The organism is Nonomuraea corallina (assembly GCF_027620315.1).
In the GTDB taxonomy this organism is placed as follows: domain Bacteria; phylum Actinomycetota; class Actinomycetes; order Streptosporangiales; family Streptosporangiaceae; genus Nonomuraea; species Nonomuraea corallina.
Window position 1 is genome coordinate 1 of the sequence record NZ_JAPNNL010000157.1, and the last position, 17,154, is coordinate 17,154.

At 71.1% G+C, this 17,154-nt stretch carries 18 protein-coding genes; 5 read left to right on the forward strand and 13 right to left on the reverse strand.

What is annotated here, in order from left to right; genetic code table 11:
* The coding region (locus tag OUY22_RS28850; RefSeq protein ID WP_270158342.1) for a NuoI/complex I 23 kDa subunit family protein at window positions 1-544 on the reverse strand (544 nt) is incomplete at its 3' end.
* Between the two features lie 238 nt (window positions 545-782).
* Between OUY22_RS28850 and OUY22_RS28855 the strand changes: the two genes are divergently transcribed.
* Window positions 783-1,901 carry a serine/threonine-protein kinase gene (locus OUY22_RS28855; protein WP_270158343.1) on the forward strand — a complete coding sequence of 373 codons (1,119 nt, stop codon included), beginning with the start codon at window positions 783-785 and terminating at the stop codon, window positions 1,899-1,901.
* 85 nt (window positions 1,902-1,986) lie between these two features.
* On the opposite strand, the gene OUY22_RS28860 is transcribed toward OUY22_RS28855, so the two are convergent.
* Window positions 1,987-2,790: an SDR family NAD(P)-dependent oxidoreductase gene (locus tag OUY22_RS28860; protein WP_270158344.1), complete on the reverse strand. Its 804-nt coding sequence runs from the start codon at window positions 2,788-2,790 to the stop codon at window positions 1,987-1,989.
* A 55-nt stretch (window positions 2,791-2,845) separates the two neighbouring features.
* On the opposite strand from OUY22_RS28860, the gene OUY22_RS28865 reads away from it, so the two are divergent.
* Window positions 2,846-3,568: a TetR/AcrR family transcriptional regulator gene (locus OUY22_RS28865; protein ID WP_270158345.1), complete on the forward strand. Its 723-nt coding sequence runs from the start codon at window positions 2,846-2,848 to the stop codon at window positions 3,566-3,568.
* 41 nt (window positions 3,569-3,609) lie between these two features.
* On the opposite strand, the gene OUY22_RS28870 is transcribed toward OUY22_RS28865, so the two are convergent.
* The 7 genes from OUY22_RS28870 to OUY22_RS28900 form a co-directional block, all read right to left on the reverse strand.
* Window positions 3,610-4,371 carry a GNAT family N-acetyltransferase gene (locus OUY22_RS28870; protein ID WP_270158346.1) on the reverse strand — a complete coding sequence of 254 codons (762 nt, stop codon included), beginning with the start codon at window positions 4,369-4,371 and terminating at the stop codon, window positions 3,610-3,612.
* Window positions 4,372-4,454: 83 nt separating this feature from the next.
* Window positions 4,455-4,931 (reverse strand): Rv0361 family membrane protein, encoded by a 477-nt coding sequence (locus OUY22_RS28875; protein ID WP_270158347.1) that lies wholly within the window; start codon window positions 4,929-4,931, stop codon window positions 4,455-4,457.
* Between the two features lie 4 nt (window positions 4,932-4,935).
* On the reverse strand, window positions 4,936-5,841 hold the full coding sequence (locus OUY22_RS28880) for a hypothetical protein (RefSeq protein ID WP_270158348.1): 906 nt from the start codon (window positions 5,839-5,841) through the stop codon (window positions 4,936-4,938).
* Between the two features lie 240 nt (window positions 5,842-6,081).
* On the reverse strand, window positions 6,082-7,023 hold the full coding sequence (gene nuoH / locus OUY22_RS28885; protein WP_270158349.1) for an NADH-quinone oxidoreductase subunit NuoH: 942 nt from the start codon (window positions 7,021-7,023) through the stop codon (window positions 6,082-6,084).
* Complete coding sequence (locus OUY22_RS28890; protein ID WP_270158350.1) at window positions 7,016-7,558, reverse strand: NADH-quinone oxidoreductase subunit C; 543 nt, start codon at window positions 7,556-7,558, stop codon at window positions 7,016-7,018. The genes nuoH and OUY22_RS28890 overlap by 8 nt, the downstream gene beginning before the upstream one ends.
* The gene (locus OUY22_RS28895; protein ID WP_333486813.1) at window positions 7,555-8,085 is read right to left on the reverse strand and encodes an NADH-quinone oxidoreductase subunit B family protein; all 531 of its coding nucleotides are present in this window, start codon (window positions 8,083-8,085) and stop codon (window positions 7,555-7,557) included. Before OUY22_RS28895 ends, OUY22_RS28890 begins: the two co-directional genes overlap by 4 nt.
* 32 nt (window positions 8,086-8,117) lie before the next feature.
* Window positions 8,118-8,489: an NADH-quinone oxidoreductase subunit A gene (locus OUY22_RS28900; protein WP_270158351.1), complete on the reverse strand. Its 372-nt coding sequence runs from the start codon at window positions 8,487-8,489 to the stop codon at window positions 8,118-8,120.
* A 104-nt stretch (window positions 8,490-8,593) separates the two neighbouring features.
* On the opposite strand from OUY22_RS28900, the gene OUY22_RS28905 reads away from it, so the two are divergent.
* From OUY22_RS28905 to OUY22_RS28915, 3 genes are all read left to right on the forward strand, one after another.
* Window positions 8,594-10,111: a polysaccharide deacetylase family protein gene (locus tag OUY22_RS28905; protein ID WP_270158352.1), complete on the forward strand. Its 1,518-nt coding sequence runs from the start codon at window positions 8,594-8,596 to the stop codon at window positions 10,109-10,111.
* Window positions 10,112-10,359: 248 nt separating this feature from the next.
* Complete coding sequence (locus OUY22_RS28910) at window positions 10,360-12,213, forward strand: 2-oxoacid:acceptor oxidoreductase subunit alpha (protein ID WP_270158353.1); 1,854 nt, start codon at window positions 10,360-10,362, stop codon at window positions 12,211-12,213.
* Window positions 12,210-13,304, forward strand: coding sequence for a 2-oxoacid:ferredoxin oxidoreductase subunit beta (locus tag OUY22_RS28915; protein WP_270158354.1), 1,095 nt, complete (start codon window positions 12,210-12,212; stop codon window positions 13,302-13,304). Before OUY22_RS28910 ends, OUY22_RS28915 begins: the two co-directional genes overlap by 4 nt.
* A gap of 42 nt (window positions 13,305-13,346) precedes the next feature.
* Here OUY22_RS28915 and OUY22_RS28920 read toward each other — a convergent pair whose 3' ends face one another.
* The 4 genes from OUY22_RS28920 to OUY22_RS28935 all read right to left on the reverse strand — a co-directional run.
* On the reverse strand, window positions 13,347-14,039 hold the full coding sequence (locus tag OUY22_RS28920; protein ID WP_270158355.1) for a hypothetical protein: 693 nt from the start codon (window positions 14,037-14,039) through the stop codon (window positions 13,347-13,349).
* Window positions 14,036-14,995 carry an NAD-dependent epimerase/dehydratase family protein gene (locus OUY22_RS28925; RefSeq protein WP_270158356.1) on the reverse strand — a complete coding sequence of 320 codons (960 nt, stop codon included), beginning with the start codon at window positions 14,993-14,995 and terminating at the stop codon, window positions 14,036-14,038. The genes OUY22_RS28920 and OUY22_RS28925 overlap by 4 nt, the downstream gene beginning before the upstream one ends.
* Window positions 14,992-16,293: a nucleotide sugar dehydrogenase gene (locus tag OUY22_RS28930; RefSeq protein WP_270158357.1), complete on the reverse strand. Its 1,302-nt coding sequence runs from the start codon at window positions 16,291-16,293 to the stop codon at window positions 14,992-14,994. The genes OUY22_RS28925 and OUY22_RS28930 overlap by 4 nt, the downstream gene beginning before the upstream one ends.
* 17 nt (window positions 16,294-16,310) lie before the next feature.
* The coding region (locus OUY22_RS28935; RefSeq protein WP_270158358.1) for an endo alpha-1,4 polygalactosaminidase at window positions 16,311-17,154 on the reverse strand (844 nt) is incomplete at its 5' end.

A 17,154-nucleotide genomic window follows, 5' to 3' on the forward strand; every position in this document is an offset into this window, starting at 1 on the left:
CGGCACGAGGGCCCGCGGCCGGTTCGGCGGCCTTGGCGCGGGCGGGGCGGCGGGGGGCGGCGGAGAGCTCCTTGGGAGGGTCGGCCCCGGGGTCGTGGGCCGGTGGCGGCGGAACCGACGGGACCCAGGTGGCCAGCTTGTCCTTCTCGTGGAGAAGATCGCTGATGTCACCCTCGGCGTACTCGAACTCCGGCGACCAGAACAGCGCGTCGAACGGGCACACCTCGATGCAGATGCCGCAGTACATGCAGAGGGAGAAGTCGATCGCGAACCTGTCGAGCACGTTCCGCTGACGCGGCCGGCCGCCTTCGGGGGCGGGGATGGTCTCCTTGTGGGAGTCGATGTAGATGCACCAGTCGGGGCACTCCCGGGCGCACAGCATGCACGAGGTGCAGTTCTCCTCGACCAGGGCGATGACGCCGCGACTGCGGGGCGGCAGGTCGGGCCTGACCTCGGGATATTGCTGGGTCACGGATTTGCGCAGCATGTGGCGGAGGGTGATGGTCAGCCCCTTCGCCAGTCCTACGCCCGGTATCCGTGCCATGGCTCAACATCATGACGCACTTGGCCTCGCCCGTGAATGCGCCAGCCCACTGTCCCCAGGTTTTCCACAGTCATCCACAGCCTAGCCGGAAGTTATCCACAAGAATCACGGCCGCCCGGTATGTACAGGTACCCGCATGTAGTCTCTCGCCATGTCGTTGAACCATCCGGGCCGTCCGAGCGGCGCGGCCTGGGCTGCCTCGATCGTCTGGGCTGCCCTCTCGCTGTTCTCGTGCGGTTTGGCGACGCCTTTCACGATCGGTTTCGCGGCCTTCTGGCTGAGGAGCGCAGGCCAGTTCCTGGCCGCCTGTCTCTACACCGTCAACGTGGGCGTCTTCATCATCGTGATCAGCACGTACGACCAGTTCGACGACATTCCCGAGCCGATGAGCTCGATCGTCTCCCTCATGTTCGTCGCTTGCTGGATCAGCGGCGTGATCCACTCGGGCATCCTGGTGCCCGCGATGGCCAGGGCCCGTTCCGGCGGGCCCGTCATGGCCGCCCGGCCGCATACCGGCCGGCCCGCCACCTATCCCCCGCCCGACCTCCACCAGCGCTCCACCGCGCCCTCGACCCACCGTCGCCCAGGAGAGCCCGAGTGGATCGGCCACTACCGGGTGCTGCGGTCGCTCGGCCGCGGCGGCCAGGGCGCGGTCTACCTCGCGTCGGCGCCCAACGGCGTCCGCGTGGCCGTCAAGGTGCTGCACGACCTCGTCGACGAGACGGCGCGGACCAGGTTCGCCAGGGAGGTCGACGCCGCCCGGCGCGTCGCGACGTTCTCCACGGCCCGGGTGCTCGACGTGAGCATCACCGGCCGGTTCGCCTACATCGTCAGCGAGTACGTGGAAGGCCCCTCCCTGGAGCAGCTCGTACGGCGGCACGGGCCGCGCGACGAGGACGGCCTGACCCGGCTGGCGTTGTCCACAGCCGGGGCGCTGGCCGCCATCCACAAGGCGGGCGTCGTCCACCGCGACTTCAAGCCGAGCAACGTGCTGATCGGCCACGACGGTCCCCGGGTGATCGACTTCGGCATCGCGCGGGCGCTCGACCAGGTGACGGTGACCTCCGGCAAGATGGTCGGCACGCCCGCCTACATGTCGCCCGAGCAGTTGTCCGGCACGCCCGTGGGTCCGCCCTCCGACGTGTTCAGCTGGGCGGTGACGATGGTGTTCGCGGCCACGGGACGGCCCGCGTTCGGCGAGGACACCGTGCCCGCGATCTTCAACCGGGTGCTCACGTACCATCCGGACCTGTCGCCGCTGCCGTCCTCCCTGCGCGGCGTGGCGGGCGCCTGCCTGGCCAAGAACCCCGAGGACCGCCCTTCGGCGTCCGACGTGATGCTGGCGATCGTCCACTGACCACCGCCGGGCCGGGGCGAGCCACGGCTGAGCGGCGAGAAGACCTCGGGCGGGACCGGTGTGGCGCCTGGACGGCCGGGTCTCGTCAGGCGGCCAACGGGGACACCAGGTCGCGGATGACGGCGTCGAGCCGCCGGGCGGCGGCGGGGTCGGGGGTGAAGGCGATCGGCCTGCCTCGGACGTACGCGGAGAGCGGAGCGGCCGGAGGGCTGTCGATGAGCGCCGTCATCGGGAGGATGGCCTTCGACACCGGCTGGGCGAACAGCGCCGAGGCGACTCTGACGAGGCCGCGTACGGGCTGGCGGAAGGGTTCGAAGAGGCCGGTGGCGACGAACAACGGGTTGTAGAGCACGTAGCGGATGGGGTCGGCGGCGTAGGCGGCGGCCAGCAGTTCGGCGGCGCGCGCTCCCTGCATGGTGGCCTTGAACGGGCGGTAACCGCGCTCCAGTTGCAGGTCGTCCCAGTGGATCTCTCCTGTCCTGATGCCGCCGACGCCGCACAGGTCGAGGACGACCGGGGCGTCGGCGCGCTCCAGGGCCGGGCGCAGGGCGCGGCTCATGAGCCAGCGGTTGACCACGTACAGCGCGAAGGTGCGCTCGAAGCCCTCGTCGGTCTCACCCCTCGACAGCTGATAGCGGAACGCGGCCAGGACCAGCACGTCGATGGCCGGATAGGTGGAGCGGAGGCGGTCGATCAGCTCGTTCGCCTGCTTGACGGAGCTGAGGTCGGCCCGGTCGAAGCGGGCTAAGGGGGCTTCGCGCCGGAGCCGGTCGTGGCCTGCCCGGCTGCTGCCGATGGCGATGACCTGGTCGCCCCGTTCGCTGTAGTGGCGGGCCAGGGCGAGGCCGATGCCGTTCGTGCCACCGGTGATGACGACGGTGCGGGACATAAGTTGAGGTTCTCCTCAAGTTGAGACTGACCTCAAGATAGCTAGAGTGAGGGGCATGCGCAAGGACGCCGTGCACAACCGTGAACGCCTGCTCAAGGCAGCCCGGGAGCTCTTCGCCGACCGAGGGCTGGACGTGCCCCTGGAGGAGGTCGCGCGCCGGGCCGGGGTGAGCATCGGGACGCTCTACAACCGGTTCCCCACCCGGGACGACCTGGTGGAGGCGGTGTTCGCCGATCGGGTGGCGGCGGTGCGCGAGCTGGCCGAACGGGCGCTGGCCGAGGACGACGCCTGGCAGGGGTTCGTCGACTTCCTGACCGGGGTGTGCGAGTTGCAGTCCGTCGACCTGGGCTGCAACGAGCTCGCCGTGCGCATCGCGGGGGCCGGCGCGGGCGGGTGGGGTCCGGAGGCGGAGTCCGGGAGCGCCGTCCAGACTGGGGAGCCCGCGGAGGCCATCCAGGTGGGGGAGCCCGTGGGCGCCGTCCAAGCCGAGAGGTCCGGCACCGACGAGGGGCGCGCCCTGATGCGGCGGCTCGTGGCGCGGGCGCAGCAGGCGGGGGTGTTGCGGCCGGACCTGACGCTGGAGGACCTGGCGTTCGTCATCTGGGGGGTCGCGGGCACCGTACGGGCGACGTTCCGGACCGCGCCGGGGGCCTGGCGCCGTCACCTGGCCCTGAGCCTCGACGGCCTGCGCGCCGACGCGGCCCGGCCCTTGCCTGTTCCGCCCATGACCACGGCCCAGACCCGGGAGGCGCTCGGCGGGTGCGGCTCACAGGAGTGAGGGCGCCCGCGAAGCGCTGAAGGAGTGCGGCTGTGGCGGGGTCAGGGCTCGTAGGTGTACGGGGTCGTGGTGGTGAGGGGGTGGAAGCCGAGGCGTTCGAGGATGGGACGGCTGTCGGCTGAGGCGTCCACCTGGAGGTAGCGGTAGCCGGAGTCGGCGGCGACGCGGGCGCGACGGGCGACCAGCGCCCGGTAGAGGCCGCGGCCGCGCCAGCCGGGGACGGTGCCGCCGCTCCACAGCCCGGCGAACTCCGTATCCGGATAGAGCTCCATACGGGCGGCGCTGACCGGCTCGTCCCCGGCCATGGCGACGAACGCCACCAGGCCGCCCCTGTCGAGCTGGGCGAGGAGAGCGGGGCCCAGGTCGGCGGAGACGCCGAACGCCCGGTCGTGAACGGACATCATGAGGTCCACGTCGGCGGCGGTCGTGACCGGATGGAGACGGACCCCTTCGGGAAGGGTGACCTCCGTGTCCAGATCGGAGATCTCGGCGACCATCAACGTCTCCTCCTCGCCCGGGACGAACCCGGCCGCGCACAGCCGGGACGGCAGGTCGGCGGGCCGGTCGTAGGCGTAGAGCTTCCACTCGAAGGCGCGGCCCAGCGAGGTGAAGTACGCGACCTGGCCGGCGATCCCGGCGTCGGCCGTGGTCTCGTCGAGGCCGGACCACAGGACGCAGGTCCAGCCGTCACCGAGATAGCGGATCACCTGACCTTCCCGTTCCACCCGGTCCGTCGCGGCCAGCGGCCGGGCATCCTGTCGCAACGCGCGGTCGAACGCGGCCAGCGCCTTCTCACGGTCCATGCGGCCAGCCCAGCACCGGGGCGCGGGCGCACGCAACAGGGTTTCCGCGGGACGACGGCCCGGTGAGCGCCCCGCGGCCGGTGTCACCCGCCGGAGTCCGGCGTCGCGTCCCGGTAGCGTTCGGGGTCGCAGAGCTTCCAGACGCCGGCTTCCCTGCGCAGGTACAGGGTGGCGGGCTGCTGGGCGGGACGGGTCACGCGGGCGGTCGCGACGTCCCCGGTGACGTGGACGTCCGTGACCTCGACGGGACGCTCGTGGGCGGGGCCGAGGCCGGGACGCGGCGACCGGCGCGTGACGCCCTCGGCCTCCTCCTCGCAGAGCAGCCCGATCATGGCGGCCGTGTCTTCCCGGTCGACGGCGTGCGCGAACGTCTCGACCGTCGTACGGATCCGTGCCTCTTCCGGATTCTCCGTCGCGGCCCCCGTCGGGTCCGGGCCGGTCCGGGACAGGGCGGCGAAGACGACGGCTGCGCACACCGCCAGGGCGATGAGCGCCCCGGCGACCAGCCAGGACGTCAGGGACGGCCGCGGCGGGGCGGGGGACGGCGGGCGAGGATCCATCCGGTCACGCTTTCTGGCTCTTGAGCAGCGCCTTGACGAGGTCCTGCAGCTCCTGCGCGGTCTTGTCCCTGAGCCGCGCCTGGTCCCGCAACCACGCGGGGCTCGCACCGGAGACGAAGTAGGAGCTGCCGGACTGTTTGGAGCTGTTGGCCGCGCCGGAGAGCCACTGGGAGTTGGCGGGCGAGTTGGCGACCAGGTACATGTTGCGCGGGGTGAGCTTCAGGAAGCCGCGGAAGGCGACCAGCCGCCTCAGGGGGACGATGTGGTCGAACGCCACGCTCTTGATCGTCCGGCCGGGATAGGCGGGGTCGGGTGACCCCACCGCCGGGGCCCGCACCCCTTGCAGATAAGCGGTCCTCGGCATGGCCGGGCGGGTCGCGTCCAGCGCGCGGTAGACCGCGTTGATGGACGCGGGGAGTTTGACGGGTTTTCTGTCGACTCGTTTAATCATTCCCGGCTTTCCCCGTCCATACTGGAGAAAGTCGTACGTTTCTGGATTCCAACGACTGCCGACCCGTCTTTCCGTCTCGGAAAGACGCTTGACCGCCGCCTCGATGGTCCTGAGATCGCTCTTGCTGGGGGTCGGCACCCGCCCGAGCGGATGGTTGCGCCTCATCGTGTCGAACGCCCGGAGGCAGGCCCGCAACCGGGCGATGACGGCGCTTCGCCGCGCGTTGAGCTTCCCGGCTCTGGCGTTGTACGCGGCCACGGCGGCGGCGTCGGTGCGGCTGGGCGGGGCGGCGTTGTGGGCGCTGATCCTCTGGTTGAGCGCGGTCATCTCCGCCGCCACAGGGGCGCAGTCGGCCTGGCGGAGCAGTCCCGCCCGTGCGGGGGAGACGCCGCCGAACAGGAGGCCGGCCGCGCAGGCCAGGGCCGAAGGTACGGCAATCCATCGGGAAATGCGCAGCATGCCCCCCGCTCCCCGAATTCGCACACCAGGTAAATCGACGACATTCTCCGGCCGCCGAAAACATTACCTCATCGCGCCTCTCCGGCGAAGAAATATCGTCGGCCATTCCGCCGAACGCGGCCGAGAAAGAACCGCCCGCCGACGCGCCGCGTATTCCGTTCTCCGAGCGCGGGCGGCCGGGGATGAGCGGCAGGTCATCCGATCCCCGCCTTGTCCGGGGACCGGGGCCTAACGGGAGTTTCAGATGGCGACCCGGACGACGCCGGTGATGGCGAGCTGGAGGAGCGCCAGCGGCACCAGGCCGGCCCAGGCGAGCTTCTGCAGCTGGTCCTCGCGCAGCCGCGGGAAGGTGACGCGCACCCAGATGACCACGAACGCCAGGGCGAACACCTTGACCAGCGTCCACAGCCAGCCGGGCAGCAGCGGCCCCTGCCAGCCGCCGAGGAAGAGCACGGTGGTCAGGAACGACACCACGACGATGCCGGCGTACTCCGAGAGCATGAACAGGGCGAAGCGCATGCCGGTGTACTCGGTCATCGGGCCCATGATGATCTCGGACTCGGCGATCGGCATGTCGAACGGCGGCCGGCGCAGCTCGGCCAGCCCGGCGACGAAGAAGACCACGCCGCCGATCGCCTGCCACGGCAGCCACCACCACTGCCATGCCTCGACGATGCCGGGCAGCGAGAGGGTGCCCGCGGCCATCGCGACGGAGGAGGCGGCCAGGACCAGCGGCAGCTCGTACGCGACGAGCTGGGCGGCCGCCCGCATGCCGCCGAGCACCGAGTACTTGTTGGCCGACGCCCAGCCGGCCATGATCGAGCCGAGTACGCCGACGCCCATGACCGCGAGCACGAAGAAGAGCCCGACGTCGAGGTCGACGCCGACGAACCCGTCGTCGAGCGGGAGGGCGATCAGCACCACCAGGTAGGGCACCAGGGCCACACCCGGAGCGATCATGAAGACGCGCCGGTCGGCGGCGGCCGGGATCACGTCCTCCTTCTGCATGAACTTGACGCCGTCGGCGATGAGCTGGGCCCACCCGTGGAACCCACCGGCGTACATGGGGCCGAGACGGGACTGCATGTGGGCCATGACCTTGTGCTCGGTCTGCCCCACGATCAGCGGCAGGGCGAGGAAGATGACCAGGATCACGGCGAAGTGCAGCACCACGTCAAGCATCGGGTGACCCCCAGTCGGCCGGCACGCCCGGCGGCAGAGTCCTGCGGCGGCTCGGCGCGCCGTGGCCGGACTCGCCGGGCTCCTTGGCGCCGGGCCACTGCTTGGCGACCCGGGCGGCCAGCACGAAGTCCTTGCGCAGCGGGTGGCCCTCGAACCCGTCGGGCAGCAGCAGCGGCACCAGGTGCGGATGACCCTCGAAGATCACTCCGAACATCTCGTACGTCTCGCGCTCGTGCCAGTCGGCGCCCCGGTAGACGCCGACGGCGGTGGGCAGGCGCGGGTCGTCGCGCGGCACGGCGGTGCGCAGCAGCAGGCGCTCGCGGGTGTCGGGGTTGTAGACGTGGGCGACCACCTGGAACGCGCCGGGCGGGTCGTCGACGCCGGTGAGCCAGTCGAAGAAGGCGTGGCCCAGCTCGTCGCGGACGTAGGTGAGCAGCTCGATCCAGTCGCCGGGGGCGACGTCGACGACGGTGTCGCCGAAGGAGTCGGTGACGGCGGCGCGGCCGGCGAGCGGCCCGGCGGGGAACCCGGTCACACGTCCTCCCCGTGGGAACGCGACCAGAGGTAGCGGTCGCCGAGGTTCTCCGCCGCGATCTTCTCCTGCAGCTTCATGATGCCGTGGAGCAGTGCCTCGGGCCGGGGCGGGCAGCCGGGCACGTAGACGTCGACGGGGACGATCTGGTCGACGCCGTTGGTGACGCAGTAGGAGTCCCAGTAGGGGCCGCCGGAGTTGGAACAGGCGCCGAACGAGATGACGTACTTGGGGTCGGGCATCTGCTCGTAGAGGCGCTTGACGGCCGGGGCCATCTTGTCGGTGACCGTACCGGAGACGATCATCAGGTCGGCCTGGCGCGGCCCGTTGGCGAACGGGATGACGCCGAACCTGATGAAGTCGTGGCGGCTCATCGAGGTGGCGATGAACTCGATGGCGCAGCAGGCCAGCCCGAAGTTGAACACCCACAGCGAGTAGCGGCGGCCCCAGTTGAGCACGAACCGCATGGGCTTGGGCGCGAGCCGCGAGATCGGCCCCACGGTCGGCATCGGGAGATCCGTCGCTGCCATACCGCCATTGTTGCGCGGATCAGGGAGGAGGGCTACGTCCAGGTCAGGACGCGTTTGCGCCAGGCGTAAAGGATGCCGAGGGCGATGAAGCCCAGGAAGACGAACATCTCGACCAGCGTGGTGAGGCCGTAGCCGGGGGCGTCGAAGACGGTCGCCCAGGGGAAGAGGAAGACCGCGTCCACGGCGAACACCACGTAGAGGTAGATGAAGACGTAGTAGCGGACCTGGGACTGGGCCCATCCGTCGCCCACCGGGTCGACGCCGCACTCGTAGCTGGTCAGCTTGTCGGGCGTGGGCCGGGTCGGGCGGAGCAGCCGGTTGACCATGAGCGCCCCGGTCACGATCGCGACACCGATCGCGAGCAGGGCGGCGACCAGCAGGTAGGACCCGTAGTAGCCGTCCATGAACGCGATCGTAACCCAGTCAAAGCTAACGCCCTATACCTACAAATCCAGGCAAATTACAAGATCTGGCACATATGCTCACATGCATGCCAAAGGTTCGATCTTTGGGAGGAATCTTCCTGCTGGCGCTGACGGCCTCCGGATGCGGACTCGCCTCGGCCACTCCCCCGCGGGACACCCGGCTCCCCGCCGACCCCACCAGGATCGACTTCGTCGACCCCGCCGGCGTCCCGGGGCTGACACCCCGGACCCTGAGCGGCGACGACGTTCTGACCAGGCGCGCGCACCTCAGCCACCCCGAGCTGAGCGGCGCCGAGCCACTCAACGAGAGACTGCGCGAGGACGCGCGGCGGCGGCTGAGCGAGTTCCGCGAGAGCGCCGCCGGGCAGTCCTCGCCCGACCCGACCTCGCCCGACCCGACCTCGCCCGACCCGACCTCGCCCGCACTGACCTCCCCCGCACCGACCTCCCCCGAACTGAACGTCGACTGGCAGCTCGTCGCCGCCGGCGAGGCGATCGGGGTGCGGTTGCGGGCCGGCCGCTCCCACGGCTCGGACTGGGAGTACGCCACCACCACGCTCTGGTACGACACCCGCACCCGCCAGGCCGTGGACTCGACCGGCCTGCTGACCGGCGGCCCCGCGCTGCGCGAGGTGGCCCGCCTGGTCGCGGCCGGGCTGCGGGACCGCGGGCCCGGGGTGGACCGGGATCAGGTGGTCCCCGATCCCGACCGGTTCGACTCGATGGCCTTCAACCGGGACGGCGACCTGGTCGTGGAGTTCGACGAGTGCGAGATCGCGCCGTGCTCGCTCGGCAGGCTGGCCGAGGCCGTGCCCGCCGGTCGGGTGTGGCCGCTGCTGTCGGACACCGGGCGGCGTGCCCAGCAGACCGCCCGCCTGCACGGGCAGCGGGTGGCGGCGAAGGAGCCCGGGGCGCCGCCCTCCCCCGCCCCCGCCGCCGCGAGCAACCGCGCGGGCACCGTCGACTGCACCAAGGCCAGGTGCGTCGCGCTCACCTTCGGCGGCGGTCCCGGGCCGGAGACGGGCCGGCTGCTGGACACGCTGCGGGAGGCCGGCGCCCGCGCCACGTTCTTCACCGTCGGCGGCAACGCGGCCGCCGCGCCGGAGCTGCTGCGCCGGATGAGCGCCGAGGGCCACCTCGTCGGGAACCACTCGTACGAGCATCGCGACCTGGCGCGGCTGCCCTCCAGCAAGATCGCCGACTCGCTGACCCGCACTCAGGACGTGGTGACCGCGGCGATCGGCCGGCGCCCGACGCTCGTCCGCGCCCCCTACGGGTCGGTCGGCCCCGAGCTGCGCAGGGTCGCCCGCGAGCTCGGGCTGTCGCTGGTGGACGCCGACGTCGACAGCTCCGACTGGCGCGACAGGGACGCCGGCGAGATCGCCGACCGCGTGGTGAAGCGGGCGCACCCCGGCGCGATCGTGCGGCTGCACGACACGCGGAGCACGACCGTCGCCGCCGTTCCTGACATCCTCGAACGGCTCGCCGGGAAGGGATACACCTTCGTCACCGTTCCAGAGTTGTACGGGGCGGCCGGGATGCAGGCCGGGTACGTCTACAAGTCAGGGATCGCACCCGTGCGCAAGGAGCCCCTGACGTAGCACAAGCGGCGGGGGGACGTATAGTTGGCGATCGTGACCCGAACTGTCCTCTTCGCACGCCTGCATGTAGACCTCTGCAGGCTCGCCGCAGGGCTGTGTCGCACCTCTGTTGTCGCCGCCGCACTCTGAATTCACCGCGTTTACCCGCTTTGGGCGGGGTGCAAACGCGCGACCTCCCGAGGATCTAGCATGGAAAAGAGAACGCGCCAGAAGCCAACGCGCCCAGGCGCGTCGAGGAGGACTGAGCTGTGACCAAGCAGGTTCAGCAACTCGACCGGGTGATCATCCGGTTCGCCGGAGACTCCGGCGACGGCATGCAACTCACCGGCGACCGGTTCACCGCCGGCACCGCCGAGTTCGGCAACGACCTGTCCACGCTGCCCAACTTCCCCGCCGAGATCCGCGCCCCCGCCGGCACCCTGCCCGGCGTGTCCAGCTTCCAGCTGCACTTCGCCGACCACGACATCCTCACCCCCGGCGACGCCCCCAACGTGCTGGTCGCGATGAACCCCGCCGCGCTCAAAGCCAACCTGGCCGACCTGCCCCGCGGCGCCGACATCATCGCCAACACCGACGAGTTCACCAAACGCAACCTGGCCAAGGTCGGCTACCCGGCCAACCCGCTGGAAGACGGATCCCTGGCCGAATGGCGGCTGCACGCCGTCCCCCTCACCTCCCTGACCGTCAAGGCGCTGGAAACCTTCGACATCTCCAAGAAAGACGCCGAACGCGCCAAGAACATGTTCGCGCTCGGGCTGCTGTCGTGGCTGTATCACCGCCCCACCGAACACACCGTCAGCTTCCTGCAGACGAAGTTCGCGCGTAAGCCGGAGATCGCCAAGGCCAACATCGCCGCCTTCCAGGCCGGCTGGAACTACGGCGAGACCACCGAGTCGTTCTCGGTCTCCTACGAGGTCAAACCGGCCCGGCTCGCGCCCGGCCTGTACCGCAACATCTCCGGCAACCAGGCCCTGGCCTACGGCCTGATCGCCGCCGGTGTGCAAACCGGGCTGCCGCTGTTCCTCGGCTCCTACCCGATCACCCCGGCCTCCGACATCCTGCACGAGCTGTCCAAGCACAAGCAGTTCGGCATCCGCACCTTCCAGGCCGAAGACGAGATCGCCGGCGTCGGCGCCGCCCTGGGCGCGGCGTTCGGCGGCGCCCTCGGGGTGACCACCACCTCCGGGCCCGGCGTGGCGTTGAAGGCCGAGACCGTCGGCCTGGCCGTCACCACCGAGCTGCCGCTGATCGTGGTGGACGTGCAGCGGGCCGGCCCGTCGACCGGGATGCCGACCAAGACCGAGCAGACCGACCTGCTGATGGCGCTGTTCGGCCGCAACGGCGAGTCCCCGCTGCCGGTCATCGCCCCCATGTCGCCCAGCGACTGTTTCGACGCGGCCCTGGAGGCGGCCCGGATCGCGGTGGCCTACCGCACCCCGGTGATGCTGCTGTCGGACGGGTATCTGGCCAACGGCTCCGAGCCGTGGCGGCTGCCTGAGATCGACGATCTGCCGGACCTGTCGGCGCCGTTCACCACCGCCCCGAACGGGCCGGACGGCGCGTTCCTGCCGTTCCTGCGCGATCCGGACACGCTGGCGCGGCCGTGGGCGGTGCCGGGCACGCCGGGGCTGGAGCACCGCATCGGCGGGATCGAGAAGGCCGACGGCACCGGCAACATCTCCTACGACCCCGACAACCACGACCGGATGGTGCGGCTGCGCCAGGCCAAGATCGACGGGATCGACGTGTCGGACCTGGCCGTCGACGACCCCGGCGGGCAGGCGCGGGTGCTGGTGGTGGGATGGGGGTCGACCTACGGCGCGATCGCGGCCGGGGTGCGGCGGGTGCGCGCGGCGGGCGGCCAGGTGGCCCAGGCGCATCTGCGGCATCTGAACCCGCTGCCGGCCAACACCGGCGAGGTGCTCAGGCGGTATGACAAGGTGCTGCTGCCGGAGATCAACCTGGGCCAGCTGGCGTTGCTGCTGCGGGCCCGGTTCCTGGTCGATGTGATCAGCTACAACCGCGTGCGCGGGCTCCCGTTCAAGGCCGAGGAGCTGGCCGGAGTGATCCAGGACGTGATCGACAGTGGTGATCGGCAGTGACTGAACTCATCAACGGCACCGGCACGGGTGCGGGCGCTGGTAAGGGCCAGGGGCAGGGGCAGGGGCAGGGTTTGTCGCTGGTGCCCAAGGCCGAGGCCAGGCAGAGCCTGAAGGACTTCAAGTCCGACCAGGAGGTGCGCTGGTGCCCCGGCTGCGGCGACTACGCCATCCTGGCCGCGGTGCAGAGCTTCCTGCCCGAGCTCGGGCTCAAGCGCGAGAACATCGTGTTCGTCTCCGGCATCGGCTGCTCGTCGCGGTTTCCGTACTATCTCAACACCTACGGGGTGCATTCCATCCATGGCCGGGCTCCGGCGATCGCGACCGGGCTGGCGGCCTCCCGGCCGGATCTGAGCGTGTGGGTGATCACCGGTGACGGTGACGCGCTGTCGATCGGCGGCAACCATCTGATCCACGCGCTGCGGCGCAACGTCAACCTCAACATCCTGCTGTTCAACAACCGGATCTACGGGCTGACCAAGGGCCAGTACTCGCCCACCAGCGAGGTCGGGAAGATCACCAAGTCGACGCCGATGGGGTCGCTGGACAAGCCGTTCAACCCGATCTCGCTGGCGCTGGGGGCCGAGGCGTCGTTCGTGGCCCGGACCCTGGACAGCGACCGCAAGCACCTGCAGTCGGTGTTGCGGGAGGCGACCGCGCACCGGGGGGCGTCGCTGGTGGAGATCTACCAGAACTGCAACATCTTCAACGACAACGCCTTCGAGCCGCTCAAGGATCCCGAGGTCCGCGACGACATCACGCTGAAGCTGGAGCACGGCCTGCCGATCGCCTCGGCGTCCAAGGCCGTGGTCCGGGCCGCCGACGGCGGTCTGGAGGTCGTGCCGCGCCAGAGTGTGGACCCGGCCCGGATCCTGGTGCATGACGCGCACCGCCCGGACCCGTCGGTGGCGTTCGCGCTGTCGCGGCTGGACGAGCCGGCGTTCGAGCATGTGCCGATCGGGATCTTCCGTCAGGTCGACCGGCCGTCCTACGACACGCTGATGGCCGCCCAGTTGGAGGAGGCCGTGGCGCAGAAGGGCCAGGGCGACCTGGCCGGGCTGCTGACAGGCGGCGACACCTGGCGCATCGGCTGAACCCCGTCCACATCCGAGGCGTCGCCGGTGTCCGGCGGCGCCTCAGATGCGTGAGAGCACCCGATCGCTGACGAAGCAGAACATGCCGAACTCCCTGGCCCGTCGGCAGGCGAAGTCGGCCAGCTCGTCGTCGTCGGCGTAGTCCAGCGCGTACAGGTCGAGGCCCAGGCCGAGCAGGCGTTCGGCGACGGCCGCGTGCGTCTCCAGCACGTCGTCGGGCCAGGGCGCGTAGTGCTCGGTGTCCACCCAGCGGGCCGAGAACGACTCGAACAGCACGCCGTCCACCAGGTCGGCCAGCTCGGGCAGCAGCCCGAACCCCCGGTTGGCCAGCAGGTAGCCGGGGTTCGCCTCCTCCCGGACGGCCGCGATCAGCAGCAGCAGGTGGGGCAGGTCCTCGGGGTAGTCGTACTCGATGTTGAGCGTGTCGAGGAACAGCCCGTGGAAGCCCTTGTCCATGGCCCGCACCGCCTGGTCGACCACGTGGGCCACCCAGCGCGGGTCGCCGACGTGCACGAACGCGCCGCCCCAGTCGGGGTTGCGCTCCGGCCGGTGCCAGGGCGCGGCCGGCCCGACGTCCTCGGTCAGCGACAGGTAGCCGAGCGTCCGCACGCCGCGCTCGCGCAGCAGGTCCAGCTCGGCCCGCGAGTAGAAGTCGGCCTGCAGGACGACCAGGTCGAAGCGGGAGAGCCGGTCCAGCTCGCCCGCCCCGTAGTAGAACGCGATCGGCCGGCTCATCCCGTCCACGACTCCCGGTACCACGTGTACGTCCTGCGGACGCCCTCCTCCAGCGGAACGCGCGGCTCGTACCCGGTGAGCCGGCGCAGCAGCGTCAGGTCGGGGCAGCGGCGTGCGACCGACCCGGTGGGGGCGGGCAGCACGCGGATGGCGGGGCTGACCCCGGCGACCCGCAGGACCAGCTTGGCCAGGTCGCCGATGTTGGTCTCCTCGGTGTCGTCGCCGATGTGGACGATCCGGCCGCCCGCTTCGGGAGTGTCCATGAGGGCCATCATGGCCCTGACGGCGTCGTCCACGTAGCAGAACGCCCGGCTCTGGTCGGCGCCGTAGAGGTCGAACGGGTCCGCGCCGCGCAGGGCGCGCAGCGACAGCTCCGGGATGACGTGATCGGCGCCCATCCGCGGGCCGTAGACGTTGTGGAAGCGGCCGACGACCGCGCCGAACCCCTTGGCCGCGGCGGTGTGCAGGACGGCCGCCTCGCCGAGCAGCTTGGAGATGGCGTAGGTGTAGCGGGGCGAGCCGACGTCCTCGATCACCAGCGGCACGCTCTCCGGCGTGGGCACCGGCACCACGCCGGAGCTGACGCCGCCCGCGTACGCCTCGCTGGTGGAGGCGAAGAACAGCCGCGCGCCGGGGGCGATCCAGTCGAGCAGGTGCATCAGGACCAGCGTGTTCACCCTGATCACCCGCGCCGGGTCGGACACCACGTTGCGCACGCCGACCACGGCGGCGAGCAGGTAGACGTGGTCCCAGCGGTGCTCCAGGCCCGCGTACGAGGCCGGGTCGGTGAGGTCGGCGGACCTGATCTCGATCCGGTCGGCGAGCCCGGCGAGTTCGGGGTCGCGGCGGCCGCGGGAGAAGTCGTCGATGACGGTGACCTCGTGGCCGTCGGCGACCAGCCGCGCGGCCAGGTGGAGGCCGATGAACCCGGCGCCGCCGAGCAGCAGGACCCTCATGACGCGCGCTCCCTCGCCTGGTAGCCGATGCCGGCGTAGCGGACGCCGCACCCGGTGACGGCGGCCTCGTCGAGGATCCGCCAGGAGTCGAACAGCACCCGCACCCCCGACCCGGCCAGCTTCCCCGCCACCTCGATCTCCCGGTAGTCCGGATGGTCGTTGATCAGGATCACGGCGTCGGCGTCCGCGAACGCCTTGTCCAGGCTGACCGGCTCGCCGCCGTACCGGCGGATGACCTCGTCGGAGACCAGCGGGTCGTGCCCGCGCACGGCCAGCCCCGCCTCCCTGAAGACGGGCATCATGTCGGCGATCGGGGTGCCGCGCATGTCGTCGGTGGCGGGCCAGCCCTTGTACGCCCAGCCGAGCACGGACAGCCGGATCCCCTCGGTGCGGCCGAACTCCTGCCGGACGAGCTCCACGACCCGCTCGGCGACGTGTGCCGGCATGCTCTCGTTGAGCGCCCGCGCCCGCCCCACCAGGTACGGTTCGCGCCACGTCCCGGCGAGCATGAGGTACGGGTCCTTCGTCAGGCAGCCGCCGCCCACGTAACCGGGCTTGGCCAGGTCGGGCCGGGGATAGTCGAGGTTGGCGGCCCGGATGACCTCCAGCGGGTCGAGCCCGTGCTGCTCGGCGATCAGGGCCAGCTCGTTGCCGAAGGCGTAGATGAGGTCGGTGTGGCAGTTGTTCGACAGCTTGACCATCTCGGCGGCCTCCAGGCTGGAGACGGGGACGATCTGGTTGGCCAGGCCGGTGAACAGGTCGACGCCGGCGCGCAGGCTCTCCTCGTCCAGGCCGCCGATCACCTGGGGCAGCTCGACCAGCTCGCGCAGCGCCTGGCCCTGGATGGTGCGCTCGGGCGCCATGACCAGCCGGGGACGGGCCCAGCGGGCGGACAGGGCGGGCAGCACGACGTCGCGGCTGGTGCCGATCGGGACCGTGCTGCGGACCACGACCAGCGTGTCCGGGTGGCAGCGGCGGGCGACCTCCTCGGCGGCGGCGGCCAGGTTCTCCAGCCGCGGCGTGCCGGTGGTGAGGTCCACGGGGGTGGACACCGACAGGATGGCCGCGTCGAGCGGCTCGTCCGGCAGCCGGTCGGCGACGTGGACGCGCTCACCGAGGAACTCGGCGAACGCCTCCGCCACCCCCGGCTCGTAGAGGTGGACGCGGCCGCCGGACAGCGCCTCCACGACGGGGGCGCTGGCGTCGACCCCGACCACGGTGTAGCCCTTGCGGGCCATGGCCGCGGTCAGCGTCAGCCCCACGTAGCCCAGGCCGATCACGCCGACTCTTTTCGGCATCGGATGCTCCCTTCCTCTCACTGCGGTTCACAGGGCGGGCTGACGCGGTCGAGGTCGACCACGGTGACGTTGCCCGCTGTCGCGTGCCTGCGGTACTGGGCGCAGGCGGCCTCGATGTTGGCCGGGTCCACGGCGTAGTCGGTGGCGAGCACGGCCTTGCCCAGGGCCTTGAGCGCCAGGGCGTCGGCCAGGTTCTGGCGGCACCAGTCCTCGCGGCAGGGCACGTCGGTGGCGCGGAAGAACAGCTCCTCCATCCCGATGCCGTCGATCGCGTCCGCGTAGCCCGTGAAGTGGCGCAGCTCCGGGGAGTTCTGCGGGACGATCGCGAAGCCGGGGCGGCGTTCCTTGACGTAGCGGCTGATGCGGATGACCAGGTCGGCCATCTTCCTGCCGAGGGTGGCGCGGGTCTCGCCGGGCACCGACGCCAGCCGGATCTCCTCGTACGCGAGCGGGGTGTCAAGATAGGCGCCGTCGAAGCCGGCCGCGAGCGCCTGGTCGAGCCGGGGGCGGACGACCTGCTCCCACCAGCGTTCCTCCCAGTAGCGGGCGAAGTGCTCGTCCGGCCAGTCGGGCCAGGTGTGCAGGAGCAGGTCCCGGTCCACGGCCGGGAAGTCCGTCCGGAACTCCTCGATAGAGCCGATCTCGAAGTAGGCCAGCACCAGCTTGCCGGTCGCGCGGACGCGGGCGATCTCGTCATGGGTGAAGTGGCCCGCGGCGGTGCCGTCGCGGGACAGGTCGACGATGGCGAGGCGGTGCGGGGACCGGGCGATCTCGTCCAGCCGGCCGCCGGGGTAGCCCTGGAGGACGTACGTGAACGAGGTCACGGCCGCGAGCTCCGGCGGCACCCGGCTCTCCGCGGGC

Excerpts from the sequence above, each read along its gene's own strand:
- OUY22_RS28860 (WP_270158344.1), bottom strand. The coding sequence starts at position 2,790 with ATGTCCCGCACCGTCGTCATCACCGGTGGCACGAACGGCATCGGCCTC.
- OUY22_RS28865 (WP_270158345.1), top strand. The coding sequence starts at position 2,846 with ATGCGCAAGGACGCCGTGCACAACCGTGAACGCCTGCTCAAGGCAGCC.
- OUY22_RS28870 (WP_270158346.1), bottom strand. The coding sequence starts at position 4,371 with ATGGACCGTGAGAAGGCGCTGGCCGCGTTCGACCGCGCGTTGCGACAG.
- OUY22_RS28875 (WP_270158347.1), bottom strand. The coding sequence starts at position 4,931 with ATGGATCCTCGCCCGCCGTCCCCCGCCCCGCCGCGGCCGTCCCTGACG.
- OUY22_RS28880 (WP_270158348.1), bottom strand. The coding sequence starts at position 5,841 with ATGCTGCGCATTTCCCGATGGATTGCCGTACCTTCGGCCCTGGCCTGC.
- nuoH (WP_270158349.1), bottom strand. The coding sequence starts at position 7,023 with ATGCTTGACGTGGTGCTGCACTTCGCCGTGATCCTGGTCATCTTCCTC.
- OUY22_RS28895 (WP_333486813.1), bottom strand. The coding sequence starts at position 8,085 with ATGGCAGCGACGGATCTCCCGATGCCGACCGTGGGGCCGATCTCGCGG.
- OUY22_RS28900 (WP_270158351.1), bottom strand. The coding sequence starts at position 8,489 with ATGGACGGCTACTACGGGTCCTACCTGCTGGTCGCCGCCCTGCTCGCG.
- OUY22_RS28920 (WP_270158355.1), bottom strand. The coding sequence starts at position 14,039 with ATGAGCCGGCCGATCGCGTTCTACTACGGGGCGGGCGAGCTGGACCGG.
- OUY22_RS28925 (WP_270158356.1), bottom strand. The coding sequence starts at position 14,995 with ATGAGGGTCCTGCTGCTCGGCGGCGCCGGGTTCATCGGCCTCCACCTG.
- OUY22_RS28930 (WP_270158357.1), bottom strand. The coding sequence starts at position 16,293 with ATGCCGAAAAGAGTCGGCGTGATCGGCCTGGGCTACGTGGGGCTGACG.